At 53.9% G+C, this 15,419-nt stretch carries 17 protein-coding genes; 3 read left to right on the top strand and 14 right to left on the bottom strand.

Annotation, left to right across the window (positions count from 1 at the left end; genetic code table 11):
• Positions 1 to 14 precede the first annotated feature (14 nt).
• Complete coding sequence (gene sra / locus OGX91_RS00735; protein ID WP_005126806.1) at positions 15 to 155, bottom strand: stationary-phase-induced ribosome-associated protein; 141 nt, start codon at positions 153 to 155, stop codon at positions 15 to 17.
• 228 nt (positions 156 to 383) lie between these two features.
• Here sra and OGX91_RS00730 point away from each other — a divergent pair, with 228 nt between their 5' ends.
• Positions 384 to 815 carry an OsmC family protein gene (locus tag OGX91_RS00730; RefSeq protein WP_005126807.1) on the top strand — a complete coding sequence of 144 codons (432 nt, stop codon included), beginning with the start codon at positions 384 to 386 and terminating at the stop codon, positions 813 to 815.
• Positions 816 to 859: 44 nt separating this feature from the next.
• On the opposite strand, the gene OGX91_RS00725 is transcribed toward OGX91_RS00730, so the two are convergent.
• Genes OGX91_RS00725 through OGX91_RS00700 form a run of 6 tightly spaced genes read right to left on the bottom strand, consistent with a single transcriptional unit; the run spans position 860 to position 6,569 of the window.
• Entirely contained in the window at positions 860 to 1,630 is a 771-nt protein-coding gene (locus OGX91_RS00725; protein ID WP_040231045.1) for a 3-hydroxybutyrate dehydrogenase, read from the bottom strand.
• An 11-nt stretch (positions 1,631 to 1,641) separates the two neighbouring features.
• Complete coding sequence (locus OGX91_RS00720) at positions 1,642 to 3,036, bottom strand: GntP family permease (protein WP_223196021.1); 1,395 nt, start codon at positions 3,034 to 3,036, stop codon at positions 1,642 to 1,644.
• Positions 3,037 to 3,073: 37 nt separating this feature from the next.
• A complete protein-coding gene (locus OGX91_RS00715) occupies positions 3,074 to 3,997 on the bottom strand; it encodes a 3-hydroxyacyl-CoA dehydrogenase family protein (protein ID WP_286625154.1) in 924 nt (307 codons plus the stop codon).
• Positions 3,987 to 5,192 carry an acetyl-CoA C-acetyltransferase gene (locus tag OGX91_RS00710; RefSeq protein WP_286625153.1) on the bottom strand — a complete coding sequence of 402 codons (1,206 nt, stop codon included), beginning with the start codon at positions 5,190 to 5,192 and terminating at the stop codon, positions 3,987 to 3,989. The genes OGX91_RS00715 and OGX91_RS00710 overlap by 11 nt, the downstream gene beginning before the upstream one ends.
• 10 nt (positions 5,193 to 5,202) lie before the next feature.
• Complete coding sequence (locus OGX91_RS00705; RefSeq protein WP_005122642.1) at positions 5,203 to 5,859, bottom strand: CoA transferase subunit B; 657 nt, start codon at positions 5,857 to 5,859, stop codon at positions 5,203 to 5,205.
• A gap of 2 nt (positions 5,860 to 5,861) precedes the next feature.
• Entirely contained in the window at positions 5,862 to 6,569 is a 708-nt protein-coding gene (locus OGX91_RS00700) for a CoA transferase subunit A (RefSeq protein ID WP_005122644.1), read from the bottom strand.
• 142 nt (positions 6,570 to 6,711) lie between these two features.
• Here OGX91_RS00700 and OGX91_RS00695 point away from each other — a divergent pair, with 142 nt between their 5' ends.
• A complete protein-coding gene (locus OGX91_RS00695) occupies positions 6,712 to 7,602 on the top strand; it encodes a LysR family transcriptional regulator (RefSeq protein ID WP_149692292.1) in 891 nt (296 codons plus the stop codon).
• A gap of 10 nt (positions 7,603 to 7,612) precedes the next feature.
• On the opposite strand, the gene OGX91_RS00690 is transcribed toward OGX91_RS00695, so the two are convergent.
• The 7 genes from OGX91_RS00690 to OGX91_RS00660 are packed head-to-tail and all read right to left on the bottom strand — an operon-like array spanning position 7,613 to position 14,536.
• Positions 7,613 to 8,554, bottom strand: coding sequence for an ABC transporter ATP-binding protein (locus OGX91_RS00690; protein ID WP_286625148.1), 942 nt, complete (start codon positions 8,552 to 8,554; stop codon positions 7,613 to 7,615).
• Positions 8,547 to 9,533 carry an ABC transporter ATP-binding protein gene (locus OGX91_RS00685; protein ID WP_286625146.1) on the bottom strand — a complete coding sequence of 329 codons (987 nt, stop codon included), beginning with the start codon at positions 9,531 to 9,533 and terminating at the stop codon, positions 8,547 to 8,549. Before OGX91_RS00685 ends, OGX91_RS00690 begins: the two co-directional genes overlap by 8 nt.
• Positions 9,530 to 10,426 (bottom strand): D,D-dipeptide ABC transporter permease, encoded by an 897-nt coding sequence (gene ddpC / locus OGX91_RS00680; protein WP_040231054.1) that lies wholly within the window; start codon positions 10,424 to 10,426, stop codon positions 9,530 to 9,532. The genes OGX91_RS00685 and ddpC overlap by 4 nt, the downstream gene beginning before the upstream one ends.
• Positions 10,423 to 11,445, bottom strand: coding sequence for an ABC transporter permease (locus tag OGX91_RS00675; protein WP_005122653.1), 1,023 nt, complete (start codon positions 11,443 to 11,445; stop codon positions 10,423 to 10,425). Before OGX91_RS00675 ends, ddpC begins: the two co-directional genes overlap by 4 nt.
• Positions 11,446 to 11,489: 44 nt before the next feature.
• Positions 11,490 to 13,052, bottom strand: a complete 1,563-nt coding sequence (locus OGX91_RS00670; RefSeq protein ID WP_188231625.1) for an ABC transporter substrate-binding protein — start codon at positions 13,050 to 13,052, stop codon at positions 11,490 to 11,492.
• 15 nt (positions 13,053 to 13,067) lie between these two features.
• The gene (gene ddpX / locus OGX91_RS00665; protein ID WP_005122656.1) at positions 13,068 to 13,655 is read right to left on the bottom strand and encodes a D-alanyl-D-alanine dipeptidase; all 588 of its coding nucleotides are present in this window, start codon (positions 13,653 to 13,655) and stop codon (positions 13,068 to 13,070) included.
• 14 nt (positions 13,656 to 13,669) lie between these two features.
• Positions 13,670 to 14,536, bottom strand: coding sequence for a MurR/RpiR family transcriptional regulator (locus OGX91_RS00660; RefSeq protein ID WP_005122658.1), 867 nt, complete (start codon positions 14,534 to 14,536; stop codon positions 13,670 to 13,672).
• A gap of 399 nt (positions 14,537 to 14,935) precedes the next feature.
• Here OGX91_RS00660 and hdeB point away from each other — a divergent pair, with 399 nt between their 5' ends.
• Positions 14,936 to 15,265: an acid-activated periplasmic chaperone HdeB gene (hdeB, locus tag OGX91_RS00655; protein ID WP_005122660.1), complete on the top strand. Its 330-nt coding sequence runs from the start codon at positions 14,936 to 14,938 to the stop codon at positions 15,263 to 15,265.
• The last annotated feature ends 154 nt before the right edge of the window (positions 15,266 to 15,419 follow it).

Genomic DNA, 15,419 nt, shown 5'->3' with positions numbered 1-15,419 from the left:
TGTCGTGCGGGAAACTACTTGCTGTCAGCGCGGCGTTTTCTTCCGGTAGGATTGTTGACCACGCTGGATTTGTCGCCTTCGGTCACGACTTTACGTTGATTGGAGATTTTGTGGTCCAGTCCAAGAATATGACGGGCCTGACGGTTCGATTTCATTCTAACTCCTTAATCCTGTTACTGGTTTCAAGGGCGAGCCCGCGTAAGAACGGACGAAATACAACCTGACAAAAAGCCGATGAGTAAACTAACGGCTCTCTGGATGGTCGGTCATTTTATCTGAAAGGTCAATGCGTAAGCAGTAAATGCAGAACTTTCAATTAAGGAGCATGCATTTCCCCATGAGGCCTATACTTGTTACTCCGATGACAACACAGGAGAGCGGTAATGACTATCCATAAGAAAGGTCAGGCACACTGGGAAGGCGACATCAAACGGGGTAAAGGGACCGTGTCGACAGAAAGTGGCGTACTTAACCAGCAACCGTATGGATTTAATACACGTTTTGAAGGCGTCAAAGGCACTAACCCTGAAGAGTTGATTGGCGCGGCCCATGCAGCCTGTTTCTCGATGGCGCTTTCGCTCATGCTGGGTGAAGCAGGTTTTACGCCAGATGCCATTGATACTACAGCCGACGTTTCTCTGGATAAAGTGGATGCCGGGTTTGCTATCACCAAAGTGGCGTTGCACAGCCAGGTGAGTGTCCCGGGGATAGATGCCGCCACATTTGACGGGATCATCCAGAAAGCGAAAGCTGGTTGCCCGGTATCGCAAGTGCTGAACGCGGAAATTACACTAGATTATCAACTGAAGTCTTAATGAGTATGTGCCGGATACGACGGGGTCTTATCCGGCCAATGTCACTATTGCGCTACCCAGCCGCCATCCATATTCCACGCGACGCCGCGCACCTGCGCCGCGCCGTCTGAGCACAGAAACAGCGCCAGCTCACCTAATTGTTCCGGCGTAACGAATTCGCGCGACGGTTGCTTTTCCGCCAGCAGAGCGTCACGCGCCGCATCGGGTTCAGCCCCTTCGGCAATACGTTTGTCAATCTGCTGCTGGACCAGCGGGGTCAATACCCAGCCGGGACACAGTGCATTACAGGTGATTCCCGTCTGCGCGGTTTCCAGCGCGATAGTTTTGGTTAAACCCACCACGCCATGCTTGGCTGCCACATAAGCGGATTTGTCTTTTGACGCCACCAGGCCGTGAACAGAGGCGATATTAACGATGCGTCCCCAGTTACGCGTACGCATGCCGGGAAGCGCCAGGCGTGTGGTATGAAAAACAGAAGAGAGGTTAATGGCGATAATCGCGTTCCACTTATCAACCGGAAAAGTCTCTACAGGTGAAACATGCTGGATCCCGGCGTTGTTGACCAGAATATCCACACCACCGAATTCGCTTTCGGCATAACGCATCATGTCAGCGATTTGCGCTTCATCGCTTAGGTCAGCGCCATGATAGCCTGGCGTTTTGCCATATTGCGCAACGGCATCTTTGGCGGCATCGACATCACCAAATCCGTTGAGGATCAGCGTCGCGCCCGCCTGCGCCAGCACCTGCGCGATGCCTAATCCGATACCGCTGGTAGAGCCGGTAACCAGGGCAACTTTTCCCGTTAAGTTCATGATGATTCTCCTTAAACAATTCCGGTGGTGTAGAAAACGCCGATGACAAACAGTACGGCCAGACTTTTAATGATGGTAATGGCGAAAATCCCGCCATACGCCTGACGATGACTGAGGCCGGTAATGGCCAGCAGGGTAATTACCGCCCCGTTATGCGGCAGAGTGTCCATACCACCACTGGCCATTGATGCCACGCGGTGGAAGACTTCAAGTGGAATATTGGCGGCATGCGCGGCAGCAATAAACGTATCAGACATCGCCGCGAGCGCAATACTCATCCCGCCGGATGCCGAGCCGGTGATCCCCGCGAGCGTAGTAATGCTGATCGCTTCATTGAGTAACGGATCGGGAATGGCCGCCAGTGCTTTTGACAACACCAGGAATCCTGGCAGGGCGGCGATAACCGCGCCAAAACCGTATTCTGATGCGGTATTCATCGCTGCGAGGATAGCGCCGCCAACCGCCGTTCTGCTGCCTTCCGCCAGGCGACCTTTGATGTTGCGATAGCCGAACACCACCACCAGCAAGATCCCAGAGATCAACGCAGCTTCTACCGCCCAAATAGCCGTAATTTTCCCCACTTCAGTGGTAATCGGTTTGGCAAGACCCGGAAGCTCCAGTTGATGCGTTGCGCCATACCACTGCGGGATCCAGCGGGTAAACAGCAGGTTAAATACCCCAACCAGGATCAGCGGCGAGATGGCAATAATCGGGTTTGGCAGGTTAATGTTATCCGGCGTTTCCGGCTCATTTAACAGTTCATTGCCATAACCTTCGTTCCTGGCCTGCGCTTTACGACGCTGGCGTTCGAGATAAACCAGACCGACTACGATGATAAACACGGAACCTATCAGCCCCAGCCACGGCGCGGCCCAGGCGTTAGTTCCGAAGAAGCTGGTCGGAATAATATTCTGGATCTGCGGCGTGCCGGGTAGGGCATCCATGGTGAAAGAGAATGCCCCCAGCGCCACGGTTGCCGGGATCAAACGTTTGGGAATATTACTTTGCCGGAACAGCTCAGCCGCGAACGGATACACCGCAAACGCCACCACGAACAGTGACACGCCGCCGTAGGTCAGGAGAGCACATACCAGCACAATGACCGGGATGGCATGACGTCGCCCGAGAATATTAATGGCAGCAGCAACGATCGAGCGAGAAAAACCGGATAGTTCAATTAACTTGCCAAACACCGCTCCCAGCAAGAATACCGGGAAGTAAAGCTTCACAAAACCGACCATTTTTTCCATAAACAGGCCGGTGAAGGCAGGGCCAACGGCGCTGGGTTCGGTCAGCAATACAGCACCTAATGCCGCGATGGGGGCAAACAGGATAACGCTGTATCCGCGATAGGCTGCCAGCATCAGCAAGCCCAGCGCTGCCAGGGCGATTAATACACTCATCATGACTCCTTATTATTATAGTGGGGTACAGAAAGAGACGTTATGGCTTCAGGGCAAAGCGCAGTTGATGTTCACGGCGTTGCTGGATGTATTCCTTGCGCGAATCATCCCAGCGATAAAAGCCCTGACCACTGCGCAAGCCGGTGTCGCCGTTGGCAACCTTGTCAGCAACAAGTGACATCATGTCGCTACCGGTTGCCAGTTCCGGGAGCAGATGTCGACAAATGTCCTGCACCGTAGAAAGTCCGGTCATATCTGCCGCCTCCAGCGGACCGACCATCGCATAGCGGCGACCGAGCGAGGCACGCATGACCTGATCCACCACCTCTGCGCTGGCGATACCGCTTTTTACGATATGTAATGCTTCACGCAGCAGCGCAAATTGCAGGCGATTACCGACAAACCCTGGTGCGGCGCGGTCAAGCACGACGGCTTCAAGTTGCATCGAGAGCAGCAGCTGTTGCAGCTCTCGCAGATATTCCGCTTTGGTGGCCGTGCCGGGGACAATTTCGACCAGCGGAATAAAATGCGGCGGGTGCCAGAAATGGGCGATGAGAAGCCGCTCAGGATGGGCGAGCTTTTCTGCCAGCGCATCAGGCGGCAGGCCGCTGGTATTGCTGGCAATGACGGCCTCCGGTGCGATCAGTTCTTCCAGTTGCGCATACAACGCGTGCTTGAGCCCGAGCCGCTCCGGGATAGCTTCAATCAGTAACCCGCACGCAGCAATATCTTGTAGCGAGGTCGTGCCGTGCAGACGACTCACAACCCGTTCTTTTTCGTTTGCGGCAAACTGTTCGGTGGTAATCAGTTCATCCAGGATACCGCTGGCAACGGCGCTAATTTCAGCCATTCGTTCGCTATCGGTGTCATACAGCCAGACATCGTGACCATAACGGGCGAAGTGGGTGGCAATACCGACGCCCATTAACCCCGCGCCCAATACGCAGATATGTTTACTTTGCATCAGAGATCTCCTGCAAACGCTCTACCGCCAGCGCTACGCCCTGACCGCCGCCTACGCACAACGTAGCCAGCCCTTTGGAGACGTTGCGGCGCGCCATTTCATGCAGCAGGGTCACCAGAATGCGGCAGCCAGAGGCGCCAATCGGATGACCCAGCGCTATCGCGCCACCGTTGACGTTAACTTTGTTGCAGTCCCAGTTCAGGGATTCGCCAACCGCCAGCGCTTGTGCGGCAAAGGCTTCGTTAGCTTCGATAAGATCAACGTCATTGAGTGTCCACCCGGCGCGTTTCAGACACTGGAGCGAGGCCTCTACCGGTCCAATGCCCATAATGGCCGGGTCGACACCGGAAACGGCGTAACCCGCGACCCGGGCCAGTATCGGCAGGTTGAGCATTGCGGCTTTGGTAGCGCTCATCAGCATCACCGCCGCCGCGCCGTCGTTGATTGATGAGGCGTTCCCGGCGGTGACCGTACCATTACCTGGGCGAAACGCTGGCTTGAGCTGCGCCAGCTTCTCGGCCTGAGTATCCGGGCGAGGCTGTTCGTCATGGTTCATGACGCGCGGCGGTTTTATACCCTGCGGAACGCTGACCGGCGTGATTTCTGCCATAAACCGACCGGCTTCCATGGCGGCAGCCGCTTTTTGCTGGGAGCGCAGGGCAAAGGCATCCTGTTGTTCGCGGCTGATAACAAACTTATCTGCCAGATTTTCAGCAGTAATGCCCATGTGGTAGTCGTTAAACGCATCCCACAACCCGTCGTGTACCACGCTGTCTTTCAGACTGGCATGCCCCAGACGCAGACCCGAGCGTGCGCCGTCGAGAAAATAGGGCGCATTGCTCATGCTTTCCTGACCTCCGGCAATGACGATGTCCGCATCACCACACCGGATAGCCTGCACCGCCTGTTGCACCGCCTTCAGGCCCGAGCCGCACACCAGATTAATGGTTAACGCCGGCGTGGTTGCCGGCAGTCCTGCGCGTAACGCCGTTTGTCTGGCCGGATTCTGGCCGCAACCTGCCGTCAGAACCTGACCTAAGATCACTTCATCAATTTGCTCAGGCGCCAGGTTGGTTTTTTCCAATAGCGAACGGATCACCATCGAGCCTAACTCAACGGCGGAAAGCGGTGCCAACGCGCCATGAAAACTGCCAATCGGGGTGCGCGTTGCGGCGACAATAACAACATCCTGCATGGTCAGCTCCTCAGTTGAATTGCATTTCGGGGACGTTTCCGGGAACGATCAGCTTGCCGGCTGTTCTGGCGACAATCTCATCCACGCTGATGCCCGGCGCACGCTCACGCAGAATGAACGCGCCATCGGCGATCTCCAGTAGCGCCAGATCGGTAAGCACGCGTTTAATGCAGGCCACGCCGGTTAATGGCAGGGTGCAGGCGGGGAGCAGCTTGGACTCACCGTTTTTGGACGCATGCGTCATCACCACAATGATGTTGTCAGCCCCGGCCACCAGATCCATTGCGCCGCCCATGCCTTTGACCATCTTTCCGGGGATCATCCACGACGCAATGTTGCCATTGGTGTCCACCTCAAATGCGCCAAGCACCGTCAGATCAACGTGACCACCACGGATCATGGCGAAGGATTGCGCCGAGTCGAAAATCGCCGCGCCTTTACGTGCCGTCACGGTCTGTTTCCCGGCGTTGATCATGTCAGCATCAATTTCATCTTCCGTGGGGAACGGACCCATACCCAGCAAACCGTTTTCTGATTGCAACATGACGTCCATGCCATCTGGAATGTAGTTCGCCACCAGAGTGGGAATACCAATCCCAAGGTTGACGTAATAACCATCGCGCAGTTCGCGAGCGACACGCATTGCCATTTGTTCACGTGTTAACATGGTCAGGCTCCTTTCTGGCGCAGGGTGCGTTGTTCAATGCGTTTTTCAAACTGCCCCTGAATGATGCGGTTTACGAAAATTCCGGGGGTGTGAATTGCGGCGGGATCCAGCTCGCCGGGAGGGACAATTTCTTCGACTTCCACGACGGTAATACGTCCGGCGGCGGCCATCAGTGGATTAAAGTTCTGTGCGGTGTGGCGATAAATAACATTGCCGTACCAGTCAGCTTTCCAGCCTTTAACCAGCGCAAAATCACCGGTAATCGCCTGCTCCATAATGTAAGGACGGCCGTTAAATTCACGCACCTCTTTGCCTTCGGCGACGGGTGTACCGTATCCCGTGGCGGTGAAAAACGCCGGGATCCCTGCGCCACCGGCACGTAACTGCTCAGCCAGCGTGCCCTGTGGGGTCAGAATGGCTTCCAGTTCACCGCTCAGTACCTGCTTTTCAAACAGCGCATTTTCGCCAACATAGGACGCCACCACTTTACGTACCTGACGTGTTTCCAGCAGCACACCAAGGCCAAAACCATCCACGCCGCAGTTGTTTGAGACGACGGTCAGTCCCTGAACCTCCCGACGGCGTACTTCGGCAATCAGGTTTTCAGGAATGCCGCATAAGCCAAAACCGCCCGCCAGCAGCGTCATATTGTCGGTCAGCCCTGCCAACGCCTGTTGATACGTGGCGACCCGTTTATCCAGTCCAGCCATACACTTGTCCCTCCAGTTGTCCTTGCCGACATCATTGGGGGTGAAAAATGATTTGTTAATTTTAAATTTGTGACTCACTCATTGGGTTTTTTTATCAATTTAATGTTAATTAAAGGTATTCGATAGGTTAAGGGAATGCGAAATGGGAATGAGCATCAAACAGTTACGCGCGTTTTTAGCGGTAGCTCACACTCTGAATTTTGCTCATGCCAGTGAACGGCTGAATATGTCGCAACCCGCATTAAGCCTGGCGATTAAAGGACTGGAGGACTCGCTGGGCGGGGCGTTACTGTTGAGAACCACCCGTAAAGTGACCCTGACGCAGGAGGGCGAAACGCTGCTGAATATGGGGCGACAACTGCTGGCGGACTGGGAGAATACGGAAGAAGCGATGCGTCAGCGCTTTACACTGCAACGCGGTAAAATCTCCATTGCTGCCATGCCTTCGTTTGCGGCTAACGTCCTGCCACAGGTACTGAAAACCTTTCGGGATTGCTATTCCGGTATTAACGTGACGGTTCACGATGTCATAAACGAACAGGTCATTGAAATGGTGAGTGAAGGGCGGGTGGAGATGGGGATCGCCTTCGAGCCTGATTATTCAGGGCAACTGCACTTCACGCCGCTCGGTGTCGATCGTTTTGTGGCGATCGTCCCGCCAACGTCCAGGCTGGCGGGGCGAGAGCGTATTGCGTGGCGCGAACTGCTGACGCTGGATTTTATTACGCTGCAACGCCCATCTGCCGTGCGCCTGATGCTGGAAGAGCAATTGGTGCAAAGCGGACATTCGCTGGACGTAGCGCTGGAAAGCCATCAACTGGTGACCGTTGGTCGTATGGTGGCAAACGGATTAGGCGGCAGCGCAGTTCCCGCACTGTGTCGAACACAAATGACGGAACTTGGCGCAACCTGTATAGCGCTTGACGGTCCCGTGATCCAGCGGCGGATCGGGGTGCTGCGTTCGGCACACCATAAATTATCAACCGCGTCGGGAATGCTGGTGGATGCGCTGAAAAAGGCGTATCTCGCCTGAAAATGCGCAGTCAACAGACATCAATGGCGCGCCAACAGCGAACTTCACGTCCGGCTTCATTTTTCAGTAATGTCTGTTTTTTTTCACATCCGTGGGTTGCCAGCGGGCATCTGTCGCGGAAAAAACACCCTTGTGGTAGCGTCCTGTTGCCGGGGAGTTCGGTTTTACGCAGGACCAAATCCTCAGCCAGCGGCGTACCCGTTTTAGGCACCGAATCCAGCAACAGACGGGTGTAAGGATGCGCCGGATGCGAGAGAACCTGCTGCGCATCGCCCAGCTCGACAATTTGCCCAAGATACATCACCGCCACACGGTCGCTCATATGCCGTACGACCGATACGTTATGCGATATCAGCACAAAAGTCAGATTCCGGCGTGCCTGCAATGCAACCAGCAGATTGAGGATTTGCGCCTGTACTGAAATATCCAGTGCCGACGTCGGCTCATCAAGGACGATCACATCCGGCTCCGATGACAGCGCGCGGGCAATGGCAATACGCTGACGCTGTCCGCCGGAAAAGGCATGCGGCAGGCGATCGAGGTATTCCGGACGAATCCCTACCTGTCGAGCCAAATCCTCGGCCAGGGTGCGGCGTTCGCGTTCAGGGCTACGCTTTTGGATCCATACCGGTTCAGTGATTATTCGCCATACCGGCAAGCGCGGGTCCAGGGATGAAAGCGGGTCCTGAAAGACCATTTGCATACCGTTGTGTTGTTTGCCACCACCGCAGGAATAGTGCCCCTGGCTTGGCTTAAGCATCCCCATCAGCAGTTGTGCCAGCGTACTTTTACCACAGCCGGATTCGCCAACAATCCCCAGCGTTTCTCCCTGGCGGATTTGTAAATCCAGACCGTTGAGTGCATGCACCCGCTCTGTTACTTTGCCGAGCCAGTTTTTCCGCGCGGGGAAGTTGATATGAACATCCTGCAGATCCAGTAAAATATCAGACATGTGTCGTCTCCAGTTGTGGGTACCAGCAGGCGGATTGCTGATCCGCACCGCCCTGGCTGCATAAATCAGGTGTTTGTTCACAGCGAGGCCCCGCGGCAAAGCAGCGATCGCGGAATGCGCATCCGACAGGTAAACAGGTTAAATTCGGTACGGTACCCGGAATCGCGGGGAGCAAAGCACGCGGTTCACCGTGCTCAGGCGCACATTTCAGGAGGCCAATAGAGTAGGGATGCGTGGGATGCTGAATAACGGTTTGCGTGGAGCCGCTTTCAATCACGCTCCCGGCATACATAACGTATAACCGATCACACAATTGCGAGACGACGGCCATATCATGGCTGATAAACAACACGGCGGTACCGCTGGCCCGCGCTTTAAGCTTCAGTAGCCGCAATACCTGAAGCTGTACCGTGACATCCAGCGCGGTGGTGGGTTCATCGGCAATGATCAGGTCTGGCTCGCAGGAAAACGCGAGCGCAATCATTACGCGCTGACGCATACCACCAGAAAGCTCAAACGGGAAGCGGGACATCACTTCCGGGGCATCCGGGATTTGCATTTCTTCCAGTAACGCGATGGCTTTCTGCCGGGCATCTGTGCGGCTCAATGCCTGATGATGACGAATGACCTCCACCATTTGTTGGCCGATTCGACGTGTTGGATTCAACGCCGTCATCGGCTCCTGGAAAATCATCGCCACGCGCTGGCCTCGCCACTGGCGCATTTGTTTTTCGCTGGCAGTTAAAACATCTTCACCCAACAGCGTAACGCGCCCCTGATGGATACGATAGCTTCCTTCGGGTAACAGACGCATGGCGAGCATGGCTGTGACGGATTTCCCTGAGCCAGACTCACCAACCACGCCGACAATTTCACCCCGGTTGATATGCAGCGACACATGATTCAGCGCATGCACATCCGCTTTATAACCGGGGAAGCTCAGATGTAAATTCTCGATCTCCAGGACAGGTTGTGTCATGACTGTTTTCCTCCGGCTTTCGGATCCAGCAGATCGCGAATACCATCACCAAAGAGATTAAAGCCCACGGCGGTAATCAGAATGGCGGCACCAGGAAATGCGCAATACCACCACTGGTCAAGCACGTAGTTTCTACCAATCGCCACCATTGCACCCCATTCAGCGCTGGGTTGTTGGGCGCCGAGGCCAATAAATCCGAGCGTGGCGGCCATCAGGATCGCACTGCCAATATCCAGTGATGCCTGCACAATCAGCGGGGGAAGTGAATTGCGTAAAATATGCCAGCTGATCAGATGCCAGCGTGATGCACCATAGGTTCGCGCGGCCTGTACATAAGTAAACTGACGAACGACCAACGTTTGACCGCGCGCGAGGCGTACATAGAAAGGAATACGCACAATCGCAATCGCCAGCATGGCGTTGAACAGGCTTGGCCCTAATGCGGCGGCCAGCGCCATTGTCAGTACCAGCGAAGGAATGGACAGCATAACATCCATCATACGCATGATGATCGCATCGGCACGTCCACCCATCACGCCAGACAGGCATCCCAACAGCGAGCCCAGCCCGCCAGCGATACCCACCACCACCAGACCGGCAACAATTGACTGCTGACTTCCGACCAGGACGCGGCTGAACAGATCACGACCCACTTCATCGGTGCCAAACCAGTGGATGGCCGACGGTGGCAACAGGCGTGCAGTCAGATCGATGGCGTTAGGATCGTAAGGGGTGATCCACGGAGAGAGCACCATTAACAGTAGCATCAGTACAATAATCGCGCCGCCAATCACCGTCAGCGGGCTGCTTTTCATCATCCAGAACAGTTTGGCCCAGTCCGTGCGACGGCGGGCGCTCTGCGGGGCCGCTGGCGTTTCTTGTGTGAGCATCATTGTGCACCTCCACGTCCAATTCGAGGATCTACCCACAGATAGAGCAAATCCACCACCAGGTTAACCAGCACATAGGCGAAGGAGACCACCACGGCAAATCCCATGACTGCCGGGAAATCGAGCGCCTGAATGGAGGTCACAACCCAGGCGCCCATGCCTGGCCAGGCAAAGACCGTTTCGGTCAGTACCGCACCATAGAGCAGATCGCCCAGGGCCAGACCCAGCACGGTTATTGACGGAATCAACGCATTCGGCAGCGCATAGCACAAAATGATGTACCAACCCGGTAAACCACTGGCACGCGCGGTGCGGATATAATCTTCGCTCAGTTGTTCCAGCATGGCGGAGCGAATCTGTCGGGCGACAATGCCCAGGTGTACAAAGGCCAGCGTCAGCGACGGCAGGATCAGGTGCTGCAGCGCATTGAAAAAGACCTCGGCGTTGCCTTCCAGCAGCGCATCAACCAGATAGAAACCGGTGACGTGCGTGGGAGGATCGAGCCAGTCATCGAGCCGTCCGCCGCCGGGTAAAATCTGCAAATGGCCATAAAACAACACGATAACACCGAGACCCAACCAGAATGCCGGGGTCGAAATACCGGTGATCGCCATCAGGCGGACGAGGTGGTCGAGCCAACGGTTGCGCCAGACAGCAGACAAAATACCCAGCGGGATACCGATGATCAGCGCCAGCAGCAGAGAGCAGAAGGCCAATTCAAGAGTGGCAGGGAAGAATACGCGCAGTTCATCCAGCACCGGACGGCCTGTGCGAATGGATGTGCCTAAATCACCCTGAAAAATATCGCTGACGTAACGGAAAAACTGAATATACAGCGGCTGATTCAGTCCCAGCTGTTGGCGAATATTTTCGACAATTTCATCACTGGCGCGATCGCCGGCCAGCAGCCGTGCGGGGTCGCCCGGGATCAGGTGTGAAATAATAAAAGTGATTACACAGACACCGGCAACCACCAGGATAAGTCCCCAGCATCGCTGGCGTAAAATGCTCCAGAAGGTCATTGGCTTCCCCTTGCGGAGCCAAATCGGCTCCGCATTAATGTGGTTTATTTACTCATGGTGGCGATATTAAAGACCTGTTCCAGCATGGGGTTGAAGACAAAACCTTTGACGTCTTTATTCATCGCCAACTGATAGTTTTTCTGGAATAAATAGACGTAAGCCGCTTCATCAATGACGATGGTTTGCGCCTGCTGGTAATCATTGGTTCTGGCGACCTGGTCGGTGGTGGCCAGCGCGCTACGCAGCAACTTATCGACCTCACTGTTTTCATAGAATGAACGGTTACCCGGCAAGCCTTTCTTATCCGACTCGAACCAGTAGTTCATGAACATGTACGGGTCAGCAAAGTCCGGGCTCCAGTTACCGATGGCAATGTCATAGTCACCTTTACCGACGCGATCGCGCATGGTGGCATTCGCCAGTTTTTCCAGTTTCACCTTAATGCCTAACTTGCCGAGGCTGGCCTGAGTGGAGAGTGCAATTGGCTCCCAGTTAGGATCATTATCGGAATACAGGAAGCTCAGGGTTTCGGGTTTGTTGGCAACGTTACCTAATGCTTCTTTTGCTTTCGCTTCATCAAAGCTGTACTGCATGGCCTTGTCATCAAAACCCCACATCCCTTCAGGAATAGGACCACGCATCTGTTTGCCGTTACCGCTGAGGATCCCATTTACCATGCCTTTATAATCGGTGGCCCACGAGATGGCGCGGCGCAAATCCACCTGATTGAGCGGGGCTTTACTGTTATTCAGATACAGATAAGTCACGCGCAACGAGGGATAATCCGCCACGTTGACTTTACCTTCCTGTTTGAGAGCAGCAAGCTGGTCAACAGGGAGTGCATCGGCGATATCAATATCGCCACGGGACAGTTGCAAACGACGGGAAGCGCTTTCTCCGATGATCTTGACCGATACGCGTTTAAATGTGGGTTTAGGGCCGGAATAATGTGGGTTGGGTACCAGTACCAGTTGTTGTCCTTTTTGCCAGCTCTTCAACATGAAGGGACCAGACCCGGCCGTATTTTGTGCCAGAAATCCACGGGCATCATCAGCGGCATGCTCTTTTAAGATCGCCGGGTTGATAATTGAGGCACCGTCATTTGCCAGCGTATACAGGAACGGCGCAAACGGCTGGCTGAGGGTGAACTTCACCGTATTGTTATCGATAGCCTCAACCTTCAAATCTTTCGGAAATGCCTCAGCCGGCCCTTGACCGATCTTGAGCAGGCGCTCAAAAGATTGTTTTACCGCATCAGCGGTCACTGGCGTGCCGTCGGCGAATTTTGCGTCGCTTTTCAGGGTAAAGATCCATTCTTTTTGGTCATCAGACGCTTTCCAGCCGCTGGCCAAATCACCTTCAACTTCTGTGGAACCTTTGCCGCCCTCTGTTTTGTACTGAACCAAACGCTGATATGAGGGATAGGTCACCGTCCAGTCGTTGTTATCGATTGTTACAGCGGGGTCGAGCGTTTGTGGATCGGCGGCTTTACCGATAACCAGCATATCTTTAGGGACGGCGGCCTGCGCGGCAGGCAAAGCGACCGCCAGCGCAACAGCTAACAGAGCGGGGCGAAAAAAAGAGGTTAACGCAGGTGTAGTCTTCATAACCAGGCTCCAGAATTAAAGGGGATGTTGTGTTGTTATGGACGTGACAGTGTAACAAGCCATTTGATCGTCAAGCAGCGGGTAACGCGCGGCATTCGGCAGTTCGAAATGCCACCACTCGCTGTTGATGCCGACAAAACCGCCGCCGAACATGATGGCATTGAGCAGCAGCCGATTACGCTGCGCAGCCGGAGGTACTGAAGGGTGCCAGGCATGGGACCGGTCATGCATTTCATCAAAACCGGCTCCCATATCGAGAACATCACCGCGAGCGTCCATCAGCGTGACGTCAATGGCCGTACCCCGGCTGTGATTCGAGCCGATCGCCACATCCACCACATACTGCGGATCCGGACAGGCATTCCACAGTATCGCCTGCGCCTGCTGTGGGCGGTACGCGTCATACACCACCAATGACAAACCCGCCAGCTGCGCGATGCTGATGCTTTTGGCCAGCGCAGTGACGGCCTCGGAATGCAGCAGGCAGCGCGCTTCCTTGTAGATAGGCGCGCCGGTAATGTTATCGGCTGTAGCGTATTTCAGATCGATATGCAGTGACGGGAATATCACCGACAAATCGACCAGTTCTGGGGTATCTGACATAGCACGTTTCCTGTTTATTGTTCGAATTGACCAAATTGTTGTTGTAACTGGCGATTTGTTTGCAGGCGTCCCGCGAGGGAGTCGCCCAGTTGCGCCACCACCGCGGAGAGTAATAAATTGAACAGGCAACTCACCGGAGCAAGCGAATCCCAGAAGTGCCCGGTGTCCGTTTTCACCTGAAGTAAATCAATGGAATAGTCTCTGGCCCAGGGGCACCATACATCCGTAATTAACGCGAGAGGAATGCCGCGCTCACTGGCAACGCGGCAATATAGTCGGGATGTCGCCGAGTAAGCGCGCGTATCGGTGATCACGACATAAGGTTGATTAAATCCCGAGTTCAGCGACTCAACCCAGCTACCGGAAAGCCCTTCGGAGTAACTCACTTTCGGGCGCAGATATTCCAGATGGCTAAAAAAGGCGTTGGCGATCCCGCGGGTGGACTGGATCCCAAGGATATAAACGGCTTCTGCCTGCGCCAATTGCTGCGCAATACGTAAAAATGTCTCGCTTTGCGCCAGTTGGTAGACGTGGGTGATAGCGTCAATCTCCAGCAACAGCGACTGTTGTACGCGGTCAGGTAGATTTTGCTGCTGGTGCCAGGAGTCCAGGCGCTCGTTCATTCCCCATGGCTGATAGGGAATAGCGGGTATTTCACGCAGGCTGGCTTTCGCATCTTCCAGGTTACGAAACCCGAGTTTACGCAGGTAACGCCCGACGGTAATGCCACTGGTTCCTGCTGCTTTCGCGATGCCGTCTGCCGTTTCAAAAGGGATCTGTGCAGCGTGCGCTAACAACCAACCGGCAACGCGCTTTTCGCTGGGCGTTAGCTGGCTAAAGGTCTGTTCTATGCGGGCAAATAACTCAGGTTTTGATGTCATTACCATCTCGCTGTTAGTTGTTTGTCAGATACCGCGTCACTGTTACCGGATTAACAATGCAGGACGCGTGCCAGGTCAGCGACAGCGCTGCGTCGGGGTTCTTTGTTAAAAAATATCAATTTTCATTAACCAATGATCAACATTTGTGCAGCGTAGTTCAGTTTTGGTGCAAAGGTAGGGTAAGTGAGGGATGAATCTGCTGATTTCGTCGTAACGATCACATTGTGTGCAACATTTCTTATCAGACATCAGAATCAGTAATGTGAAATATAAATTTCAGCCATATCGATGGCCGTAATATTTATTCTTCTGACGGTGGGAGTATTATTTTTTGCGAACTACATTAACGGTTTAAAGCGCAAGTGTAGATATTATCTGGATTATAAATGGAGTACTACAATGAATAAATTCTCCCTTTCTACAGCAGGCATCCTGGTCGCAGCGCTGTTAACCAGTGTAAGCGTCAATGCAGCAACTGATAACGCTAAAACTGAAGTCACTCCGAAAGGCATGAGCTGCCAGGAGTTTATTGATTTGAACCCGCAAACTATGGCTCCGGTTGCTTTCTGGGTGCTGAATGAAGACGAAGACTTCAAAGGCGGCGATTTCGTTGACTATAACGAAACCATCACTACGGCTGTGCCTCTGACCGTTGAACTTTGCAAAAAACATCCGCAAAGTGAATTAAGTAAAATAAAAGAAGAAATCAAAAAAGAATTATCTAAATAAGATTAACCATGTATTAAAACCCAGTCAGAGTGCTGGGTTTTGCTATTTGTGACAACGTCACTTATTTATTTTGTAATACTTAAGAAAACGTTATAAAGATATAAACTCCTGTGCCGATACTGGGTAAAAGTTAGCCTTTTGCAGAAGGAGTTTG

This window comes from Citrobacter sp. Cpa228 (genome assembly GCF_030333085.1).
GTDB classification, from domain to species: domain Bacteria; phylum Pseudomonadota; class Gammaproteobacteria; order Enterobacterales; family Enterobacteriaceae; genus Citrobacter; species Citrobacter pasteurii.
Note: the sequence above shows the minus strand (reverse complement) of the source record. Positions and strands in the feature narration are given on the sequence as shown.

Coding starts and splice junctions, on each gene's coding strand:
- OGX91_RS00715 (WP_286625154.1), bottom strand. CDS start 3,997: ATGCAAAGTAAACATATCTGCGTATTGGGCGCGGGGTTAATGGGCGTC.
- OGX91_RS00660 (WP_005122658.1), bottom strand. CDS start 14,536: ATGACATCAAAACCTGAGTTATTTGCCCGCATAGAACAGACCTTTAGC.
- sra (WP_005126806.1), bottom strand. CDS start 155: ATGAAATCGAACCGTCAGGCCCGTCATATTCTTGGACTGGACCACAAA.
- OGX91_RS00675 (WP_005122653.1), bottom strand. CDS start 11,445: ATGACCTTCTGGAGCATTTTACGCCAGCGATGCTGGGGACTTATCCTG.
- hdeB (WP_005122660.1), top strand. CDS start 14,936: ATGAATAAATTCTCCCTTTCTACAGCAGGCATCCTGGTCGCAGCGCTG.
- OGX91_RS00720 (WP_223196021.1), bottom strand. CDS start 3,036: ATGATGAGTGTATTAATCGCCCTGGCAGCGCTGGGCTTGCTGATGCTG.
- OGX91_RS00695 (WP_149692292.1), top strand. CDS start 6,712: ATGGGAATGAGCATCAAACAGTTACGCGCGTTTTTAGCGGTAGCTCAC.
- OGX91_RS00670 (WP_188231625.1), bottom strand. CDS start 13,052: ATGAAGACTACACCTGCGTTAACCTCTTTTTTTCGCCCCGCTCTGTTA.
- OGX91_RS00710 (WP_286625153.1), bottom strand. CDS start 5,192: ATGCAGGATGTTGTTATTGTCGCCGCAACGCGCACCCCGATTGGCAGT.
- OGX91_RS00685 (WP_286625146.1), bottom strand. CDS start 9,533: ATGACACAACCTGTCCTGGAGATCGAGAATTTACATCTGAGCTTCCCC.
- ddpX (WP_005122656.1), bottom strand. CDS start 13,655: ATGTCAGATACCCCAGAACTGGTCGATTTGTCGGTGATATTCCCGTCA.
- OGX91_RS00690 (WP_286625148.1), bottom strand. CDS start 8,554: ATGTCTGATATTTTACTGGATCTGCAGGATGTTCATATCAACTTCCCC.
- ddpC (WP_040231054.1), bottom strand. CDS start 10,426: ATGATGCTCACACAAGAAACGCCAGCGGCCCCGCAGAGCGCCCGCCGT.
- OGX91_RS00725 (WP_040231045.1), bottom strand. CDS start 1,630: ATGAACTTAACGGGAAAAGTTGCCCTGGTTACCGGCTCTACCAGCGGT.
- OGX91_RS00730 (WP_005126807.1), top strand. CDS start 384: ATGACTATCCATAAGAAAGGTCAGGCACACTGGGAAGGCGACATCAAA.
- OGX91_RS00705 (WP_005122642.1), bottom strand. CDS start 5,859: ATGTTAACACGTGAACAAATGGCAATGCGTGTCGCTCGCGAACTGCGC.
- OGX91_RS00700 (WP_005122644.1), bottom strand. CDS start 6,569: ATGGCTGGACTGGATAAACGGGTCGCCACGTATCAACAGGCGTTGGCA.